Source organism: Amycolatopsis sp. cg13 (assembly GCF_041346965.1).
In the GTDB taxonomy this organism is placed as follows: Bacteria; Actinomycetota; Actinomycetes; order Mycobacteriales; family Pseudonocardiaceae; genus Amycolatopsis.
The window spans coordinates 1,461,194-1,475,241 of the sequence record NZ_CP166848.1 but is presented as its reverse complement, the minus strand read 5'-3'; the positions used below and the strand labels follow the sequence as shown (position 1 = coordinate 1,475,241).

General features: G+C 70.0%; 13 protein-coding genes and 1 pseudogene. 2 read left to right on the top strand and 12 right to left on the bottom strand.

Going from position 1 to position 14,048, the window contains the following annotated elements; translation table 11 throughout:
* Window positions 1-148 precede the first annotated feature (148 nt).
* From AB5I40_RS06510 to AB5I40_RS06455, 12 genes and pseudogenes are all read right to left on the bottom strand, one after another.
* Window positions 149-844 (bottom strand): GntR family transcriptional regulator, encoded by a 696-nt coding sequence (locus AB5I40_RS06510; RefSeq protein ID WP_370937506.1) that lies wholly within the window; start codon window positions 842-844, stop codon window positions 149-151.
* A gap of 79 nt (window positions 845-923) precedes the next feature.
* Window positions 924-1,754, bottom strand: a complete 831-nt coding sequence (locus AB5I40_RS06505) for an acyl-CoA thioesterase domain-containing protein (RefSeq protein ID WP_370940465.1) — start codon at window positions 1,752-1,754, stop codon at window positions 924-926.
* Between the two features lie 62 nt (window positions 1,755-1,816).
* Window positions 1,817-2,977, bottom strand: a complete 1,161-nt coding sequence (locus tag AB5I40_RS06500) for a CoA transferase (RefSeq protein ID WP_370937505.1) — start codon at window positions 2,975-2,977, stop codon at window positions 1,817-1,819.
* A complete protein-coding gene (locus tag AB5I40_RS06495; RefSeq protein WP_370937504.1) occupies window positions 2,974-3,792 on the bottom strand; it encodes an enoyl-CoA hydratase/isomerase family protein in 819 nt (272 codons plus the stop codon). Before AB5I40_RS06495 ends, AB5I40_RS06500 begins: the two co-directional genes overlap by 4 nt.
* Window positions 3,789-5,477, bottom strand: a complete 1,689-nt coding sequence (locus tag AB5I40_RS06490; RefSeq protein WP_370937503.1) for a CoA-transferase — start codon at window positions 5,475-5,477, stop codon at window positions 3,789-3,791. Before AB5I40_RS06490 ends, AB5I40_RS06495 begins: the two co-directional genes overlap by 4 nt.
* Complete coding sequence (locus AB5I40_RS06485; protein ID WP_370937502.1) at window positions 5,474-5,929, bottom strand: MaoC family dehydratase; 456 nt, start codon at window positions 5,927-5,929, stop codon at window positions 5,474-5,476. Before AB5I40_RS06485 ends, AB5I40_RS06490 begins: the two co-directional genes overlap by 4 nt.
* A complete protein-coding gene (locus AB5I40_RS06480) occupies window positions 5,926-7,140 on the bottom strand; it encodes an acetyl-CoA C-acetyltransferase (protein WP_370937501.1) in 1,215 nt (404 codons plus the stop codon). Before AB5I40_RS06480 ends, AB5I40_RS06485 begins: the two co-directional genes overlap by 4 nt.
* On the bottom strand, window positions 7,133-7,954 hold the full coding sequence (locus AB5I40_RS06475; protein ID WP_370937500.1) for a MaoC family dehydratase N-terminal domain-containing protein: 822 nt from the start codon (window positions 7,952-7,954) through the stop codon (window positions 7,133-7,135). The genes AB5I40_RS06480 and AB5I40_RS06475 overlap by 8 nt, the downstream gene beginning before the upstream one ends.
* A 37-nt stretch (window positions 7,955-7,991) precedes the next feature.
* On the bottom strand, window positions 7,992-8,711 hold the full coding sequence (gene fabG / locus AB5I40_RS06470; protein ID WP_370937093.1) for a 3-oxoacyl-ACP reductase FabG: 720 nt from the start codon (window positions 8,709-8,711) through the stop codon (window positions 7,992-7,994).
* Between the two features lie 8 nt (window positions 8,712-8,719).
* Window positions 8,720-9,867: pseudogene (locus AB5I40_RS06465) on the bottom strand (acyl-CoA dehydrogenase family protein).
* Window positions 9,864-10,691, bottom strand: coding sequence for a CoA ester lyase (locus AB5I40_RS06460; RefSeq protein ID WP_370937092.1), 828 nt, complete (start codon window positions 10,689-10,691; stop codon window positions 9,864-9,866). Before AB5I40_RS06460 ends, AB5I40_RS06465 begins: the two are co-directional and overlap by 4 nt.
* The gene (locus AB5I40_RS06455; RefSeq protein WP_370937091.1) at window positions 10,688-11,857 is read right to left on the bottom strand and encodes an acyl-CoA dehydrogenase family protein; all 1,170 of its coding nucleotides are present in this window, start codon (window positions 11,855-11,857) and stop codon (window positions 10,688-10,690) included. The genes AB5I40_RS06460 and AB5I40_RS06455 overlap by 4 nt, the downstream gene beginning before the upstream one ends.
* A gap of 243 nt (window positions 11,858-12,100) precedes the next feature.
* Between AB5I40_RS06455 and AB5I40_RS06450 the strand changes: the two genes are divergently transcribed.
* Window positions 12,101-12,778, top strand: coding sequence for a GntR family transcriptional regulator (locus AB5I40_RS06450; RefSeq protein WP_370937499.1), 678 nt, complete (start codon window positions 12,101-12,103; stop codon window positions 12,776-12,778).
* A gap of 97 nt (window positions 12,779-12,875) precedes the next feature.
* Window positions 12,876-14,036 carry a CaiB/BaiF CoA transferase family protein gene (locus AB5I40_RS06445; protein ID WP_370937498.1) on the top strand — a complete coding sequence of 387 codons (1,161 nt, stop codon included), beginning with the start codon at window positions 12,876-12,878 and terminating at the stop codon, window positions 14,034-14,036.
* Window positions 14,037-14,048: the final 12 nt, after the last annotated feature.

Below are 14,048 nucleotides of genomic sequence, written 5' to 3'. Positions count from 1 at the left end.
GTGGACGGTCAGCGAGACTGAGACCACGCGGCTCAAGTTCCTGGCATTGCCGAAAAGCACCGGCTGGGTCACCTCGATCGAGGTGACCCAGCCGGTTTCGTTCTGTCGGCGGCGATCGGCGAGCCGCTCAGCCGCTGTCCGGTGTGGACTATTCCGTCTCTTCCGACCAGAGACCGCGCTCCTCGAGCATCCGGACGACGTTGTCGGCTCCGTCGAGGATGTGCCGTTCGGCGATCGTGCGCGCCTTGCGGGCGTGGCGGCCGCGCAATGCCTGCAGCAGCTCGGCGTGGTCGGCGAGGGTGTGCTCGACGTGGCCTTCGATCGTCGCGTAGAAGCGGTTCGGCAGGTGCTTGACCACGGAGCTGAGCAGCAGCGTCAACCGGTGGGAGTCGGCGGCCAGGTTGAGCTGGCGGTGGAACTCGTGGCCGAGCCGGGTGATCGCTTCCTGGTCCCCGGCTCCGGCGGCCTTCTCGAAATCCTCGTTGATCGCTTCGAGTCGCGCGACCTGCTCCGGCGTGATCTTCTTGGCGGCGCGCGCGGCCAGTTCGGCGGAGAACTGGGCCTGCGCCCAGAACAGGTCCCGCACGTCCTGGCGCGACACCGGGGCCACGACGAACCCGCGGCGCGGCACGAGTTCCACGAAACCCTCGCTGCGCAACGAGAGCAGCCCTTCGCGCACGGGCGTGTTGCTGACTCCGACCGCCTCGGCGATGGGTTCGGTGCGCAGGAATTCGCCCGGCTTGACGTCGCCGGACATGATCAGCTCACGGACGTACGTCGCGACTTCCTCGGGCAGCTGCTGGCGGCGGTCGCCGCTGCGCAGCCGGGCCAGTTCGTCGGCCACGGGCCACCTCCCCAACGCCTCGAAGCGGTTTCGAGGATCTGATGTTCAGCAAAGAACATGATATATCGACGGCAGGAGATTATGGCACGGCCGGCAGGCTCCCGGGCGCGCCGACCCGCCGGGGATCCACCGGCGCGGCGGCGAGCAGCGCGGTTCCGCTGACCGTGCCGAGGGGCCCTTCGCGGTCGAACACGGTCGCGGTCGTGACCGCGACGCCGTCGTGCTCGACGCGGTGGTCGGCGGCGAGGCCCAGCTGCAGGTCGCTCGCGGGGACGCGGCCGACGGTGAGCGTGAGGTCGGCGTTGATGAACTCCAGACCGGCGTCGCCCCAGTTGGTCACGAGGTTGACCAGGTCCGCGGCGGTCGCGGCGTGCTGGAAGGGCGTGGGCCGCTCGCCGCGCACGATGTCCTGGGGGAACACCCAGATCGTCTTGCGCGAGGCGTTCTGGTGCGGTTCGGGCGATCCGGTCCAGCCGACGCCCTCGCTGTGGAAGACACGCGGCTCTTCGGTCTCGGGGTGCACGTCGGGCGGCGGGGGCACGGGGAAACCGGACGGGGCCCAGACGCCGCCGGCAGCGGGGGAGCCGGCGGCGAGGAACAGTCCGGAGGCCTTGCCGACAAGGGTTTCCCCTTGCCAGAGCGTCGCCTCGACGAGGCAGAGGCGACGTCCGCGGCGCACTACCTCCGTCCGTACGGCCGAGGGCGCGAACGCCGCCGGGCGCAGCAGATCGACGGTCCAGCGGGCCGGGCGGAACACCTCCGTCCCGGCCGCCCGCTCCGCGGCGCGAGCGAGCGCTCCGCTGGTCGCCATGCCGCGCAGCTGCGCGCCGTCGCTCCAGCTCGCCCGTGCTTCCGGCAGCGGGTGCAGGAGTTCGCCGTCCGGGCCCGGCGCCGCGGTGAAAAAGGCCATCGTCACCTCCCGAATATAACATTTTATATGTCAAAGGAAGGAAGCGGCCACGGAGAGCGTCGTCAGTTTTCGGCGGGCGTCGGCAGCACTTCGTCGTTGTGCTGCCCGACTTCCGGCGCGGGGCGGGGGGCGAGCCGGGCCCCGTCCACTTGGATCGGCGACTTCGGCGCCTGGTGCAGGCCCGCGCCGGGCTGGTCGACCTCTCCGAACAGCGCCAGTTCGCGCAGCGCGGCCCCGCCGTCGCGGCCGAGTTCGGCGAAACTGCGGTAGCGCTCCCACAGAATCCGGTGCCGTGTCAGCGTTTCCGCCGCTTCGGCGTACGGCGTCCGCCCGAACCACCTCGCGAGCAGCGGCGTGATCACGTCCCGGTGCCGGTAGCGGTCGGACTCGGTGGCGAACGAGATTCCCAGCGCCTCGGCCAATCCGGCGAAGGCGGCCGACAATCCGGTCGCGGCGAGCATTTTCGCCCAGTGCCGTTCGGTGAGCAGCACGATCATCACCCGGACGCCGTCGGCGGTCTCGAAATCGTGGCCGTAGGTGCCGTAGACGTCGTTGCCCGACTTCGTCCGCTCGTGGCCGGTGAGCTGTGCTTCGGCGAGGTAGCCGAGGTTCCCGGCGGTGGCGAGGGCGACGTCTTCCAGCGCGACCCGGATCGACCGGCCGCGGCCGGTGACCTGGCGGTGCCGTTCGGCGGCCAGCAGCCCGACCGCGAGGTACAGCCCGGCGCAGACGTCCCACGCGGGCACCACGTGGTTGACCGGCGCGGGCGTCTCGGGGGCACCGGTGAGCATCGGGAATCCGGTCGCGGCCTGGACCGTGTAGTCGACCGCCGCGCCGCCGTCCGCACGCCCGGACAGCAGCACGTGGATCAGGTCCGGCCGTCGCGCGCTGAGTGTTTCGTATCCGAGGTCGGCGTGCCGTTCGGTGTTCGTCACGACGACGCACGGGCCGCCGCCGACGATCAGGTCCGCGACCCGCGAACGGTCCTCTTCGGACTCGAGGTCGAGCGCGATCGCCCGTTTTCCCTTGTTCAGCCCGGACCAGTAGAGGCTGGTGCCGTCGTCGGACAAGGGCCAGCGGGTGCGGTCGGGTGCGCCGCCGAGCGGTTCGACGCGGATCACGTCCGCGCCGAGCTGGGCGAGGGTGAGCCCGCACAGCGGGGTCGCGACATAGGCGGACAGCTCGACGACCCGCAGCCCTGCCAGCAGGGCCGGACCGGTCACGAGTCCTTCTCGTGGACGCGGGAGAAGTCCGGCTGTCGGCGTTCGCGGTGCGAGGCGAGGCCTTCGTGCACCTCGGGCCCGCCGAAGCCGTAGAACTCCAAAGCGAGCGAGGAGTCGAAGATGGCACCGGCGAGCTGGCGGTACCAGAGGTTGAGGCTCTGCTTGGTCCAGCGGATCGCGGTGGGCGCGCCGTTCGCGAGTTCGTGCGCGATCTCGCGGGCGGTGGGCAGCAGCTCGGCTTCCTCGTCCACACACAGCGACACCAGGCCGATCCGTTCGGCTTCGGCGCCGTTGAGCGGGCGGCAGGTCATCAGGTAGTACTTGGCTTTGGCCATGCCGCACAGCAGCGGCCAGCACACCGCGGCGTGGTCTCCCGCGGCGACGCCGAGGCGGGTGTGGCCGTCGATGATCTTCGCGTTGGCGGTGACCACGGAGACGTCCGCGAGCACTCCGGCGACCAGCCCGGCACCGACGGCGGGGCCGTGGATCGCCGAGACAATCGGCTTGGAGCAGTCGATCACGTTGTAGACCAGGTCCCGCGCCTCCCGCATGGTGCGGGAGCGCGCTTCGAAGTCGGTGGCCAGCTTCTCGACCAGATCGAACGAGCCGCCCGCGGAGAATCCCTTGCCTTCGCCGCGCAGCAGAACGGCTTTCACCGAAGGGTCGCGGTCGAATTCGCGCCAGACGTCGGCGAGATCAGCGTGCGCGGCTTCGCTCACCGCGTTGAGGTTCGGGGCGTCGAGGACGAGTTCGAGGACGCCGTCCTCGTCCGGTCCGTCGATCCGCAGGTTCTCGAATCGTGCGTAGCGGCTCATGCCGCTCCCTTCTTGCCGTCGCGGAGGAACAAGCCCTCGCGGTCGTACTCTCGCAGCTGTCGTACGTCTTCTTCGGTCACCTCGGGCAGTTCGCGCAGGTCGTCGGCGACGGTGAGGTCCCAGCCGCACCGCGACCGGGCGTGCTCGACGCGTTCGGCCAGCGGCTCCGGACCGGGCGCGATCGCGGTGAGCACGAGTTCGCCGTCGCGCTGGGTCAGGATGCCGAGATCGGTGACCACGGCCCGGACCCGTGCGCCGGGGCTGGTGACGTAGCTGCACTTTTCGATGAACCGCCGCGGGCTCATCGTCCCGACGACGTACGTCTCGTCCGCACCGGTCACGACGTCGTTCCCGCCGCCGGAACCGACAAGATACGGGCCGCCGGCGATGCGCGTGGTGTTGATGTTGCCCTGCCGGTCGATTTCCGCCGCCCCGACGCAGGCGATCGAGCGCGTCGCGGGGCCGTTCACCAGATTCCCGAGTGCCTGTTCGGTGTCGAGGAGCATCGAGGACGACGAGAAGTTGGCGAAGCTGAAGATGAACGGGTCGCCGGGCGTCGGCGAGTAGTCCCACAGCCCGAGTTCGGCCGCCAGCGCGACCTCGTGCCCGTCCGCCTTGGCCTGTTCGACGGCCACCCAGGCGGCGAGGTTCGCCAGCCCGGCACCGGCGAGCACGCCGTCGGCGCGGGTTTCGGCGATCCGCGACCGGACGAGCGCGGCGAGCCAGGTCGCCGCCCGTTCCGGACGCGTCACTGGCCCGGTGTGCTCGCCGCGGCCGGTCGGCGGAGTCGGCTGCCCGAGCGTGCGGGTCAGGTTGCTGAGCCGCGCTTCGCCGAGTTTCGCCAGGTAGGTGTCGTGGTCGATGAGGATCCATTCGCGGATCCAGTCGTCGAAGTCCGCTGAGCGGCTGGCTTCCCGCGCCGCGATCCAGAACTCGACGTCCTCGGCGTAGCCGTCGACCGGCAGCCGCGCGCCCTCGGTGCCGGGGAAGACCCCGCCGGGATGGGCTCCGAACGGAGCCTCGACCACTGCCAGCACTCGGTGCGCCGGAACGCGGACGAACGAAGCCCACGGGCGCAGGTCGTCGACGACCTTCTCCACCGTCGCCAGCACTCCGCGACGGGCGGCGAACGCGCCGATCGAGCCTTCGAACATCGGCGGTGCGATCGCCAGGTTGCCCTGTCGGTCGGCGACCGCGGCGTGCACGATCGCGACGTCCGGGGTGAGCGGCGCGACCAGGCCGACGCGGCCGAACGGCGTGTCGACCTCCGCGTAACCGGGGTTCTCGGCCATCGACGAATCGCGCACCGAGCCCGTGACCACCGCGGGCACGCCGGTCGCGGCGGCGCGCAAGCCCTGGATGTAGCTCAGGAACGACCAGTTCTCGATCTCGACCGAACCGTCCGAATAGGACTGCTGGAACACCGGATTCGGCGTGAACACGGGAAACGAGTCTCCCGAGTAGACTGTCACGACCTTCTCCAGGCACCCGGAGCGGAACAGCACCGCGCCCAGCGACGAGAGGCTGGCCATGATCAGCGTGAACCGCGACGGCCGGTGCCAGTGCTGCCGTGCGATCTCGCGCACGAGCGCGCTCCAGCGGCTGTGTCCCAGGATGACGTGCAGCGCGTCGCCCTCGCGGACATGGCGGGCGACGGCTTCGTCGAGGCGGCAGAACTCGGTCATCCGGCCACGACCACCAAGGTTTCGGCGACACACGCCGGCTTCGCCTCGCCTTCGAGTTCCACGGTGTACCGCGTGGTGACGGTGACTCCGGCGGCACTGTCTTTCGCCTCGGCGAACGTCGCACGGGCGCGCAGCCGTGACCCGACCGGAACCGGGGCCGGGAAGCGGACCTTGCCCAGCCCGTAGTTGATCCGCGCGGACCCGAAGTCGAGCCGGACCAGCTGCGCGCTGAAGAACGGAATCAGCGACAGGGTCAGGAAACCGTGCGCGATCGTCGCCCCGAACGGCCCGTTCGCGGCCCGCTCGGGATCGGTGTGGATCCACTGCCGGTCGCCGGTGGCTTCGGCGAACGCGTCGATCCGCGCCTGGTCCACGGCGAACCACTCGGTCGGCCCGATCTCCTCGCCGAGCGCGGCCCGGACTTCGTCGGCTGAGCTGAATACGCGGGTCATGCGGTTACCCGCTCGAAGACCGCGGCGAGGCCTTGCCCACCGCCGATGCACATGGTTTCGAGTCCGTAGCGGGCTTCGCGGCGCTGCATTTCGCGGGCCATGGTGGCGAGGATGCGGGTGCCGGTGGCTCCGACGGGGTGGCCGAGGGAGATGCCGGAGCCGTGCACGTTGAGCCGGTCGAAATCCTTTTCGCCGAAGCCCCATTCCCGCGTGCACGCCAGCGCCTGCGCGGCGAACGCCTCGTTGAGTTCGATGAGGTCGAGGTCGGAGATCTTCAGCCCGGCACGCTCCAGTGCGAGCGCCGACGCGGGCACCGGACCGATGCCCATCACCTTCGGCTCGACCCCGGCCACGCCGTGCGAGACGAGCCGCACCAGCGGGCGCAGGCCCAGTTCAGCGGCACGCTCGCGGGTGGTCACGATGCACACGGCAGCGGCGTCGTTCTGCCCGCTCGCGTTGCCCGCGGTCACCGTCGCTTCCGGGTCTTGTTTGCCCAGTACCGGTCGCAGCTTGGCGAGCGTTTCGACAGTGGTGTCTGGACGCGGGTGCTCGTCGGTGTCGACGACGACGGTGCCCTTCCGAGTCTCCACCGGCACCGGAATGATCTCCTCGGCGAACACCCCGGACTGCTGTGCGGCGACGGCTCGCTGATGCGACGTGGCGGCGAGCCGGTCCTGCTCCGCACGGGTGATGCCGTACTGGCGTCGCAGGTTTTCGGCGGTTTCGAGCATGCCGCCGGGTACCGGGTAGTGCTTGCCGCCGGGGGTTTGGCGGCCGCGGGTGAGCGAGTCGTGCAGGTGGACGCCCGCGCCGCCGGCACCCCAGCGGAGGTCGTTGGCGTAGAAGACGGTGTTGGACATGCTTTCCGCGCCGCCCGCGACGATCAGTTCGCTCGCGCCCGCCTGTACCTGCAGTGCGGCCAGGAGCACCGACTGCAGCCCGGAACCGCAGCGGCGGTCGACCTGCATTCCGGGCACGGTGACCGGCAGCCCGGCGTCGAGGGCGACGACCCGGCCGATCGCCGGGGCTTCGGCGCTGGGGTAGCAGTGGCCGAGGATGACGTCGTCGATCGCGTCGGCGGGCAGTCCGGTGCGTTCCAGCAAGCCGTTGAGCGCAATGGTGCCGAGGTCGGCGGCGGGCACGGTCTTGAGCGCACCGCCGAAGCGGCCGATCGGGGTTCGGACGGGTTCGCAGATGACGGCGTCACGCATGGGGAGTGCCTTCCTCGTGATAGTCGGCTTCGAGGCTGGTGCGCGGTCCGGCGTCCCCGGTGAGGGTCAGGGTCGCGCCGCCGGGGCGGGGTTCGGTTCGCAGCTGTGCGGGCTGGCCGCAGAACAGCGGGGCCAGGTTGCGGTGCGCCAGCCGGGTGACTCGCGCGGCGGGGGAGTCCAGGCGCAGCACTTCGGCCAGCGCGAGCGACATCAACGGCCCGTGCACGACCAAGCCCGGGTAGCCCTCGACCCGGGTGGCGTAGGGCCAGTCGTAGTGGATGCGGTGCGGGTTCGCGGTGGCTGCGGAGAAGCGCATCAGCAGGGTGGGGTCGGTGGCGAAATCCCAGCCGTCCCCGCTGCGGCGGAACGGAGCACCCGCGAGGTCAGCGGGTTCCACCGGTGCTTCGGAGGCGGTCGCGTCCGCTTCGCGGTAGATGATGTCCTGCCGTTCCTCGACGAGCGGTGCACCGTCCACACCGGACAGAACGGTCCGCACCACGACGATCGCCAGCTGTCCGGAGCGGCCGGACTTCTCGGTCACGGAGTCCGCAATGGACCTACGGGTCACGGTCTCGCCGATTTTCGGCGACCGGTGCAGCACGACCTCGCCCCCGGCGAACATCCGCCGGGGCAGGTCGGTCGGCGGAAGGAAGGTGCCGCGCGCCGGGTGTCCGTCGGGGCCGAGTTCCGAGGAGACCGGCCAGCGGGGGAGTGCGACCCAGTGCCACAGCGGCGGCAGGTCCTCGCCCGGCCGGGGTGCGGGAAGTCCGTTGTCGAAGAGCGCGGCCAGTGCCGCGACCGGGGCCGGGTCCACCAGTTCGCGGTCGTGACGGCATGGGGTTGCCAGCCGGTCACATGAATCGCCCGCCGGTCACTTCGAGGACGGTGCCGGTCATGTAGGAGGACAGGTCGGAGGCGAGGAACAGCGCCACCGAAGCGATTTCGCTGACTTCGCCCGCGCGGTGCATCGGGATCTCGGCCATCTTCTGGTCCCAGGCTTTCTGCGGCATGGCTTCGGTCATGGCGGTGCGGATCAGGCCCGGCTGAATCGCGTTCACGCGGACGCCGTGGTGCGCCATTTCTTTGGCCGCGGCCTTGGTCAGCCCGACGATTCCGGCTTTGGCGGCGGAGTAGTTGGTCTGCCCGACCATGCCGACTTTGCCCGACAGCGAGGAGAGGTTGACGATCGCGCCGCGCTTGCGTTCGCGCATGATGGCGGCGGCTTTGCGGGTGCCGTTCCAGGTGCCTTTGAGGTGCACGGAGATGACCTGGTCGAAGTCGTCCTCGGTCATCGTCCGCATGGTCGCGTCGCGGGTGATGCCCGCGTTGTTGACGAACACGTCCACCGGAGACGGGGCCGCGGCGAGCAGAGCGTCCACATCGGACGCTTTGGTGACGTCGCAGGCGACCCCGACGCCGTCCAAGCTCCCGGCGGCTTTCGCGGCCGCATCGCCGTCGATGTCGCCGAGCACCACGCGGGCGCCCTGGGCGACGAACAGTTCGGCGATGGCGAGCCCGATGCCTTGCGCGCCGCCGGTGATCACAGCGGTCCGGCCGTTGAGGAGAGTCATGGCGTCCTTCAGATCTTGTTGCGGGCGACGAGTTGCGCGGCGATGACGTTGCGCTGGATTTCGTTGGTTCCCTCGCCGACGATCATCAAAGGGGCGTCGCGGAAGTAGCGTTCGACGTCGTACTCCTTGGAGTAGCCGTAGCCGCCGTGGACGCGGATGGCGTCGAGCGCGACCTGCATCGCGGTCTCGGACGCGAACAGTTTCGCCATCCCGGCCTCCATGTCCGCTCGTTCGCCCGCGTCGAGCTTCTCCGCGGCGTCCAACGTGAGCAGCCGGGCCGCGCGCATCTTCGTGGCCATGTCGGCGAGCAGGTTGCCGACGGATTGGTGTTTCCAGATGGGTTTGCCGAAGGATTCGCGTTCCTGGGCGTAGCGGACGGCGTCGTTGAGCGCGGCCTGTCCGACGCCGAGCGCGCGGGAGGCGACCTGGATCCGGCCGACTTCCAGGCCGCGCATCATGTGCGACCAGCCCTGGTTCGGTTCGCCGCCGAGAACAGCGTCCGCGGGCACTTTCTGGCCGTCGAAGACGAGTTCGCAGGCTTCGACCCGCGGTAGCCGAGTTTGGGGAGTTTCTTGGAGACGATGAGGCCGTCGCCGGGTTCGACCAGGAGCACGCTCATGCCGCGGTGCGCGGGTTTCGCGTCGCGGTCGGTGATGCACAACAGCCCGATCAGGCCCGAGTGCGCGGCGTTGGAGATCCACGTTTTCGAGCCGGTGATCGTGTAGCCCTCGTCGCCGGGAACGGCGTGGGTGCGCATGGCTTGCAGGTCGCTGCCGCCGCCGGGCTCGGTCAACGCCATCGTCGCCCGGATCCGCCCCTCGGCCATCGCGGGCAAGTACTTCTCACGCTGCTCCGGCGTACCGAAGGTCTTGATCAGGTACGTGATGACGGAGTGTCCGCCGATCGCGCCTGCCAGGCTCATCCAGCCGCGTGCGAGTTCTTCGGTGACGCGGGCGAAACAGGCGGTGCTGACGTCGACGCCGCCGTATTCGGCCGGGACGAGCAGTCCGAAGAAGCCGAGGTTTTTCATCTCGTCGATGAACTCGGCGGGGTAGATGTCGTCGGCCTCGAATTCGCGGACGCGGGGGCGGACGCGTTCGTCCACGAATTCCGCGACCAGGGCGATCATCTGCTGTTCGTCGTCGGTGAGCGTCATCGCCCGTTCCCTTCTCGTGCCTGCCGGAGGACGCGCTGAGCACGTTCCAGCACTGGCTTGTCGATCATCTGCCCGTTCACCGCGGCCGCGCCGCCCGCACCGGCGTCGAGGATCGACTGTGCCCAGCGGATTTCCTCGCGGGTCGGGCGCAGTGCAGCGGCGGCGACGGGCACCTGTTTCGGGTGCACGCACAGCTTTCCGGTGAACCCGAGCCGCCGCGCGTAGTGGACTTCGTCGGTGAGGTGCAGTTCGTTGTTCAGATCCGCGGTGACGCCGTCGATCGGCCCGGGCAGCCCGGCCGACGCCGAAGCGAGCACGAGTGCGCCCCGTGCCGCGACGAACGCGTCCCGGTCGGCCGGATCGGCACCCAGCTCTGCCGCCAGATCGAAGCTGCCGAACGCGAGGCGCTGGACGTTCGGCACGGTCGCGGTCTCCCGCGCGTCCAGGATGCCCCGTGCGGTTTCGACCAGCGCGATCACGGCTGGCAGCACGCCGAGTTGTTCGGCCGCCGCACGCGTCGTCGCCGGTTCGGCCATCGGCAGCATCACCGTGCACCGGCGTCGCCTGAGCACGGCGAGGTCTTCGTCGTGCCAGGCGGTGCCGGCCGCGTTCACGCGCACCGCGCACTCGGGGTTCTCCTCGAGCCACGCGACGACTTGTTCCCGCGCGTACTCCTTGCGGTCCGGCGCGACGGCGTCCTCCAGGTCGAGCACGGCCAAGCTCGCCCCCGAGGCGACGGCCTTGCCGAAGCGCTCCGGCCGGTCACCGGGAACGAACAGCAGGGTGGCCGCTTCCCGCGCCCGCGTAGCGGCGCGGCTGGTCATTTCTGTGCTTTCTTGGCTTGGCGGACGAGGCCGCCGCCGATGATGAGGCGTTGGATTTCGCTGGTGCCTTCGTAGAGCCGCAGGAGCCGGATGTCGCGGTAGATGCGTTCGACGGGGACGTCGCGCATGTATCCGGTGCCGCCGTGGATCTGGACCGCGAGGTCGGCGACCTTGCCCGCCATCTCCGTGCAGTACAGCTTCGCGGCCGATGGCCCGATCCGCCGGTCTTCACCGGACACGTAGCGCGCCGCGGTCTCGCGCACCAGCGCGCGCCCGGCCATCACCCCGGTCTGCTGATTAGCCAGCATTGCTTGCACCAGCTGGAAATCGCCGATCGCCTGACCGCCCTGGGTCGCCGAAGCGGCGTACGTGACGGATTCGTCCAGCGCCCGCTGCGCCGAACCCACAGCCAGCGCGGCGATATGCACGCGACCCCGCGCGAGGGAGGTCATCGCGGCGCGATACCCGTCGTCCTCGTTGCCGCCGACAAGAGCGGACGCAGGCACCCGGACGTTGCTGAAGGTGACGTCCGCGGTCCAGGCACCTTCCTGGCCCATCTTCTTGTCCTTCGGCCCCACCTCGAGCCCCGGAGTGTCCGCGGGCACGAGAAACACCGCGATGCCCGGCCCGGACTCGTCAGCGGGACGGGTACGGGCGAACACGACGAACAGATCCGCGATCGGCGCGTTGGTGATGAACCGCTTCTGCCCGTCGATCACCCAGTCGTCCCCGTCGCGCACCGCCTTGGTCCGCAGTCCCGCGGGATTGGACCCGGCACCGGGCTCGGTCAGCGCGAACGACGCGACGACCTCGCCCGAGGCGATGCGCTCCAGCCACTGCGTTTTCTGCTCGTCGGTGCCGAAGCCGACCAGCACCTGCCCGGCGATGCCGTTGTTGGTCCCGAACATCGACCGCAGCGCCAGCGACGTGTAGCCGAACTCCATCGCCAGTTCGACGTCCTGGGTCAGGTCGAGCCCGAGCCCGCCCCATTCCTGGGGGATCGCGTAGCCGAACAGGCCCATCTCGGCGGCCTGCCTGCGCAGGTCGTCGGGGATGGCGTTGCCGTCCATGATCTCCTGCTCGCGCGGAACGACCTTCGCCCGGACGAAGTCGCGCACCAGCTCCAGGATCGGCCGGAAGTCCTCGGGGGTAACCGCTGCTGCCATGCCGTCCACTATGACCCAGACCGCCGACACAGGAAATACTTTATCAGAAATCATCGAATGGCTCACACCGCCGAGTGAGTCGGAGACGATCTCTTGCCGGACTTGCTTACCAGCTCAAGGTGCTTTTCCGATGCTGGCCGCCCTCGTCGTCACAGTGGTGACGAGCCCGCCTGGGCTTGCCCCGGTCGTGTAATACTTCATCCGATACAGTCGCCGACGCACGGATCGGAGAGAGTCGTGGCGATGCCCGAAACCGCGAAAGCCGCGCCGCGCCGCACCGGCCCGGCGAACCTCAAGGCGATGGCCGCGCAGGAGATCCGGCGACGGGTCTTCTCCGGCCAGCTGCGCGCCGGGGCGAAGATCGACCAGGACGCGCTCGCCGCCGAACTCGGCATCAGCAAACTCCCGATCCGCGAAGCGTTGATCACGCTCGACCACGAGGGCGTGGTGGAGCACATCGCCCGCCGCGGCGCGTTCGTCGCGCAGTTGACCCGCGACGACATCCGCGACCACTACCGCGTATTCGGCCTCGTGTCCGGACTGGCCGCCGAACGAGCAGCGAAGAATTTGTCGCCGGCAAGCCTTCAGGCGCTGGAAGATCTCACCGACCGGATGGAACAGGAACCGGATCGGGCGGAGCTGGAACGGCTGAACTTCGAGTTCCATCGCCGGATCAACCACGCCTCGGGCTCGCGCCGGCTGGTCTCGATCCTGGCGATCCTGGTGAAGACCGTGTCGCACGGGTTCTACGAGGCGCATCCGGACTGGCCGGACAAGGCGGCTGACGACCACCGGCGGATCCTGCGCGCGCTGAGCAGCCGTTCGGGCGCCCGGGCGCGGACGCTCGTGGAAAAGCACTTCGCGGACGGAAGCGAGCGCGCGGTGGCTTTGCTGGAGCGGCAAGGGTTCTGGGCGAACTGACCGGTCGCGACGGGGCGACGCCCTTGCTTGGGCCGACCCATAGTATATAATATTTAATTATCTCTGCCGTGATTCTTGCGACTGCCGAGGAGCGCCGATGACCACCGAGACGGCCCGGACCGGACCGCTGGCCGGAGTACGGGCGGCGGTGCTCGCCGGGATGGGCCCGACGCCGTTCGCGAGCATGCTGCTGGCCGACTTGGGCGCGGAAGTCGTGCGTGTGACGCGACCGGCGCGCCGGCGGGGCCGGGCGCTCGGCCAGACCGAGGGCATGGCCGCCCGCCACGATCTCGCCAACCGGGGCGTCAGGACGGTCGAGGCCGACCTCAAGTCTCCGGAGGGCGTTCGCGCGGTGCGGCGGCTCGCGGAAGCGGCCGACGTGTTCGTCGAGGGTTATCGCCCGGGCGTCGCGGAGCGGCTCGGGCTCGGGCCGGAGGTCCTGCTGGCCGGGAACCCCGCGCTGGTCTACGCGCGGCTCACCGGATACGGCCAGTCGGGTCCGCTCGCGCAGCAGGCCGGCCACGACATCAACTACGTCGCGCAAACCGGTGCGCTGCATGCGATGGCCCGGGCAGGGGAGGCGCCGCGGCCGCCGATCAACCTGCTTGGCGACTACGCCGGCGGAGGCCTCGTCGCGGCCTTCGGCATCGTGAGCGCGCTGCTGGAGGCCCGCACGTCGGGCCGGGGCCAGGTGCTCGACGCGGCGATGATCGACGGCGTCGCGTTGCTGACCGCGAAGCTCCAAGGCTTGCGGGCCGCCGGCCGGTACTCCGACGAACCCGGCACGAACTACCTCGACTCCGGCGCTCCGTTCTACGACACCTACCGCTGCGCGGACGGCCGGTACGTCGCGGTCGGCGCGCTGGAGCCTGATTTCTACCGCGAGTTCGTCTCCCGGCTCGGCGTCGATCCGAGCGGCTGGCCCGACCAGGACGACCGTGCGGGATGGCCCCGGCTCCGCACGCTCATCGCGGCGGCGCTCGCCGGGAAGGACCGCGACGAATGGGCTCGGATCTACGCGGGCACCGATGCTTGCGTCACGCCGGTGCTCACTTTCGACGAAGCGGCCGAGCATCCGCACAACGCCGAACGGCACGTATTCGAGCGCGTCGGCGGTGTGCTCCACCCGCGGCCCGCCCCGCGCTTCAGCCGTACTCCGCCGCGCGAACCGTCCGCGCCCGACGCCGGGGTGCTGGACCTGGACCGGCTGCTGACGGCGTGGACCGCGTCCGCCGAGCCTCGCGAACAGTCGGCCTGAGCCCCCGAAGCC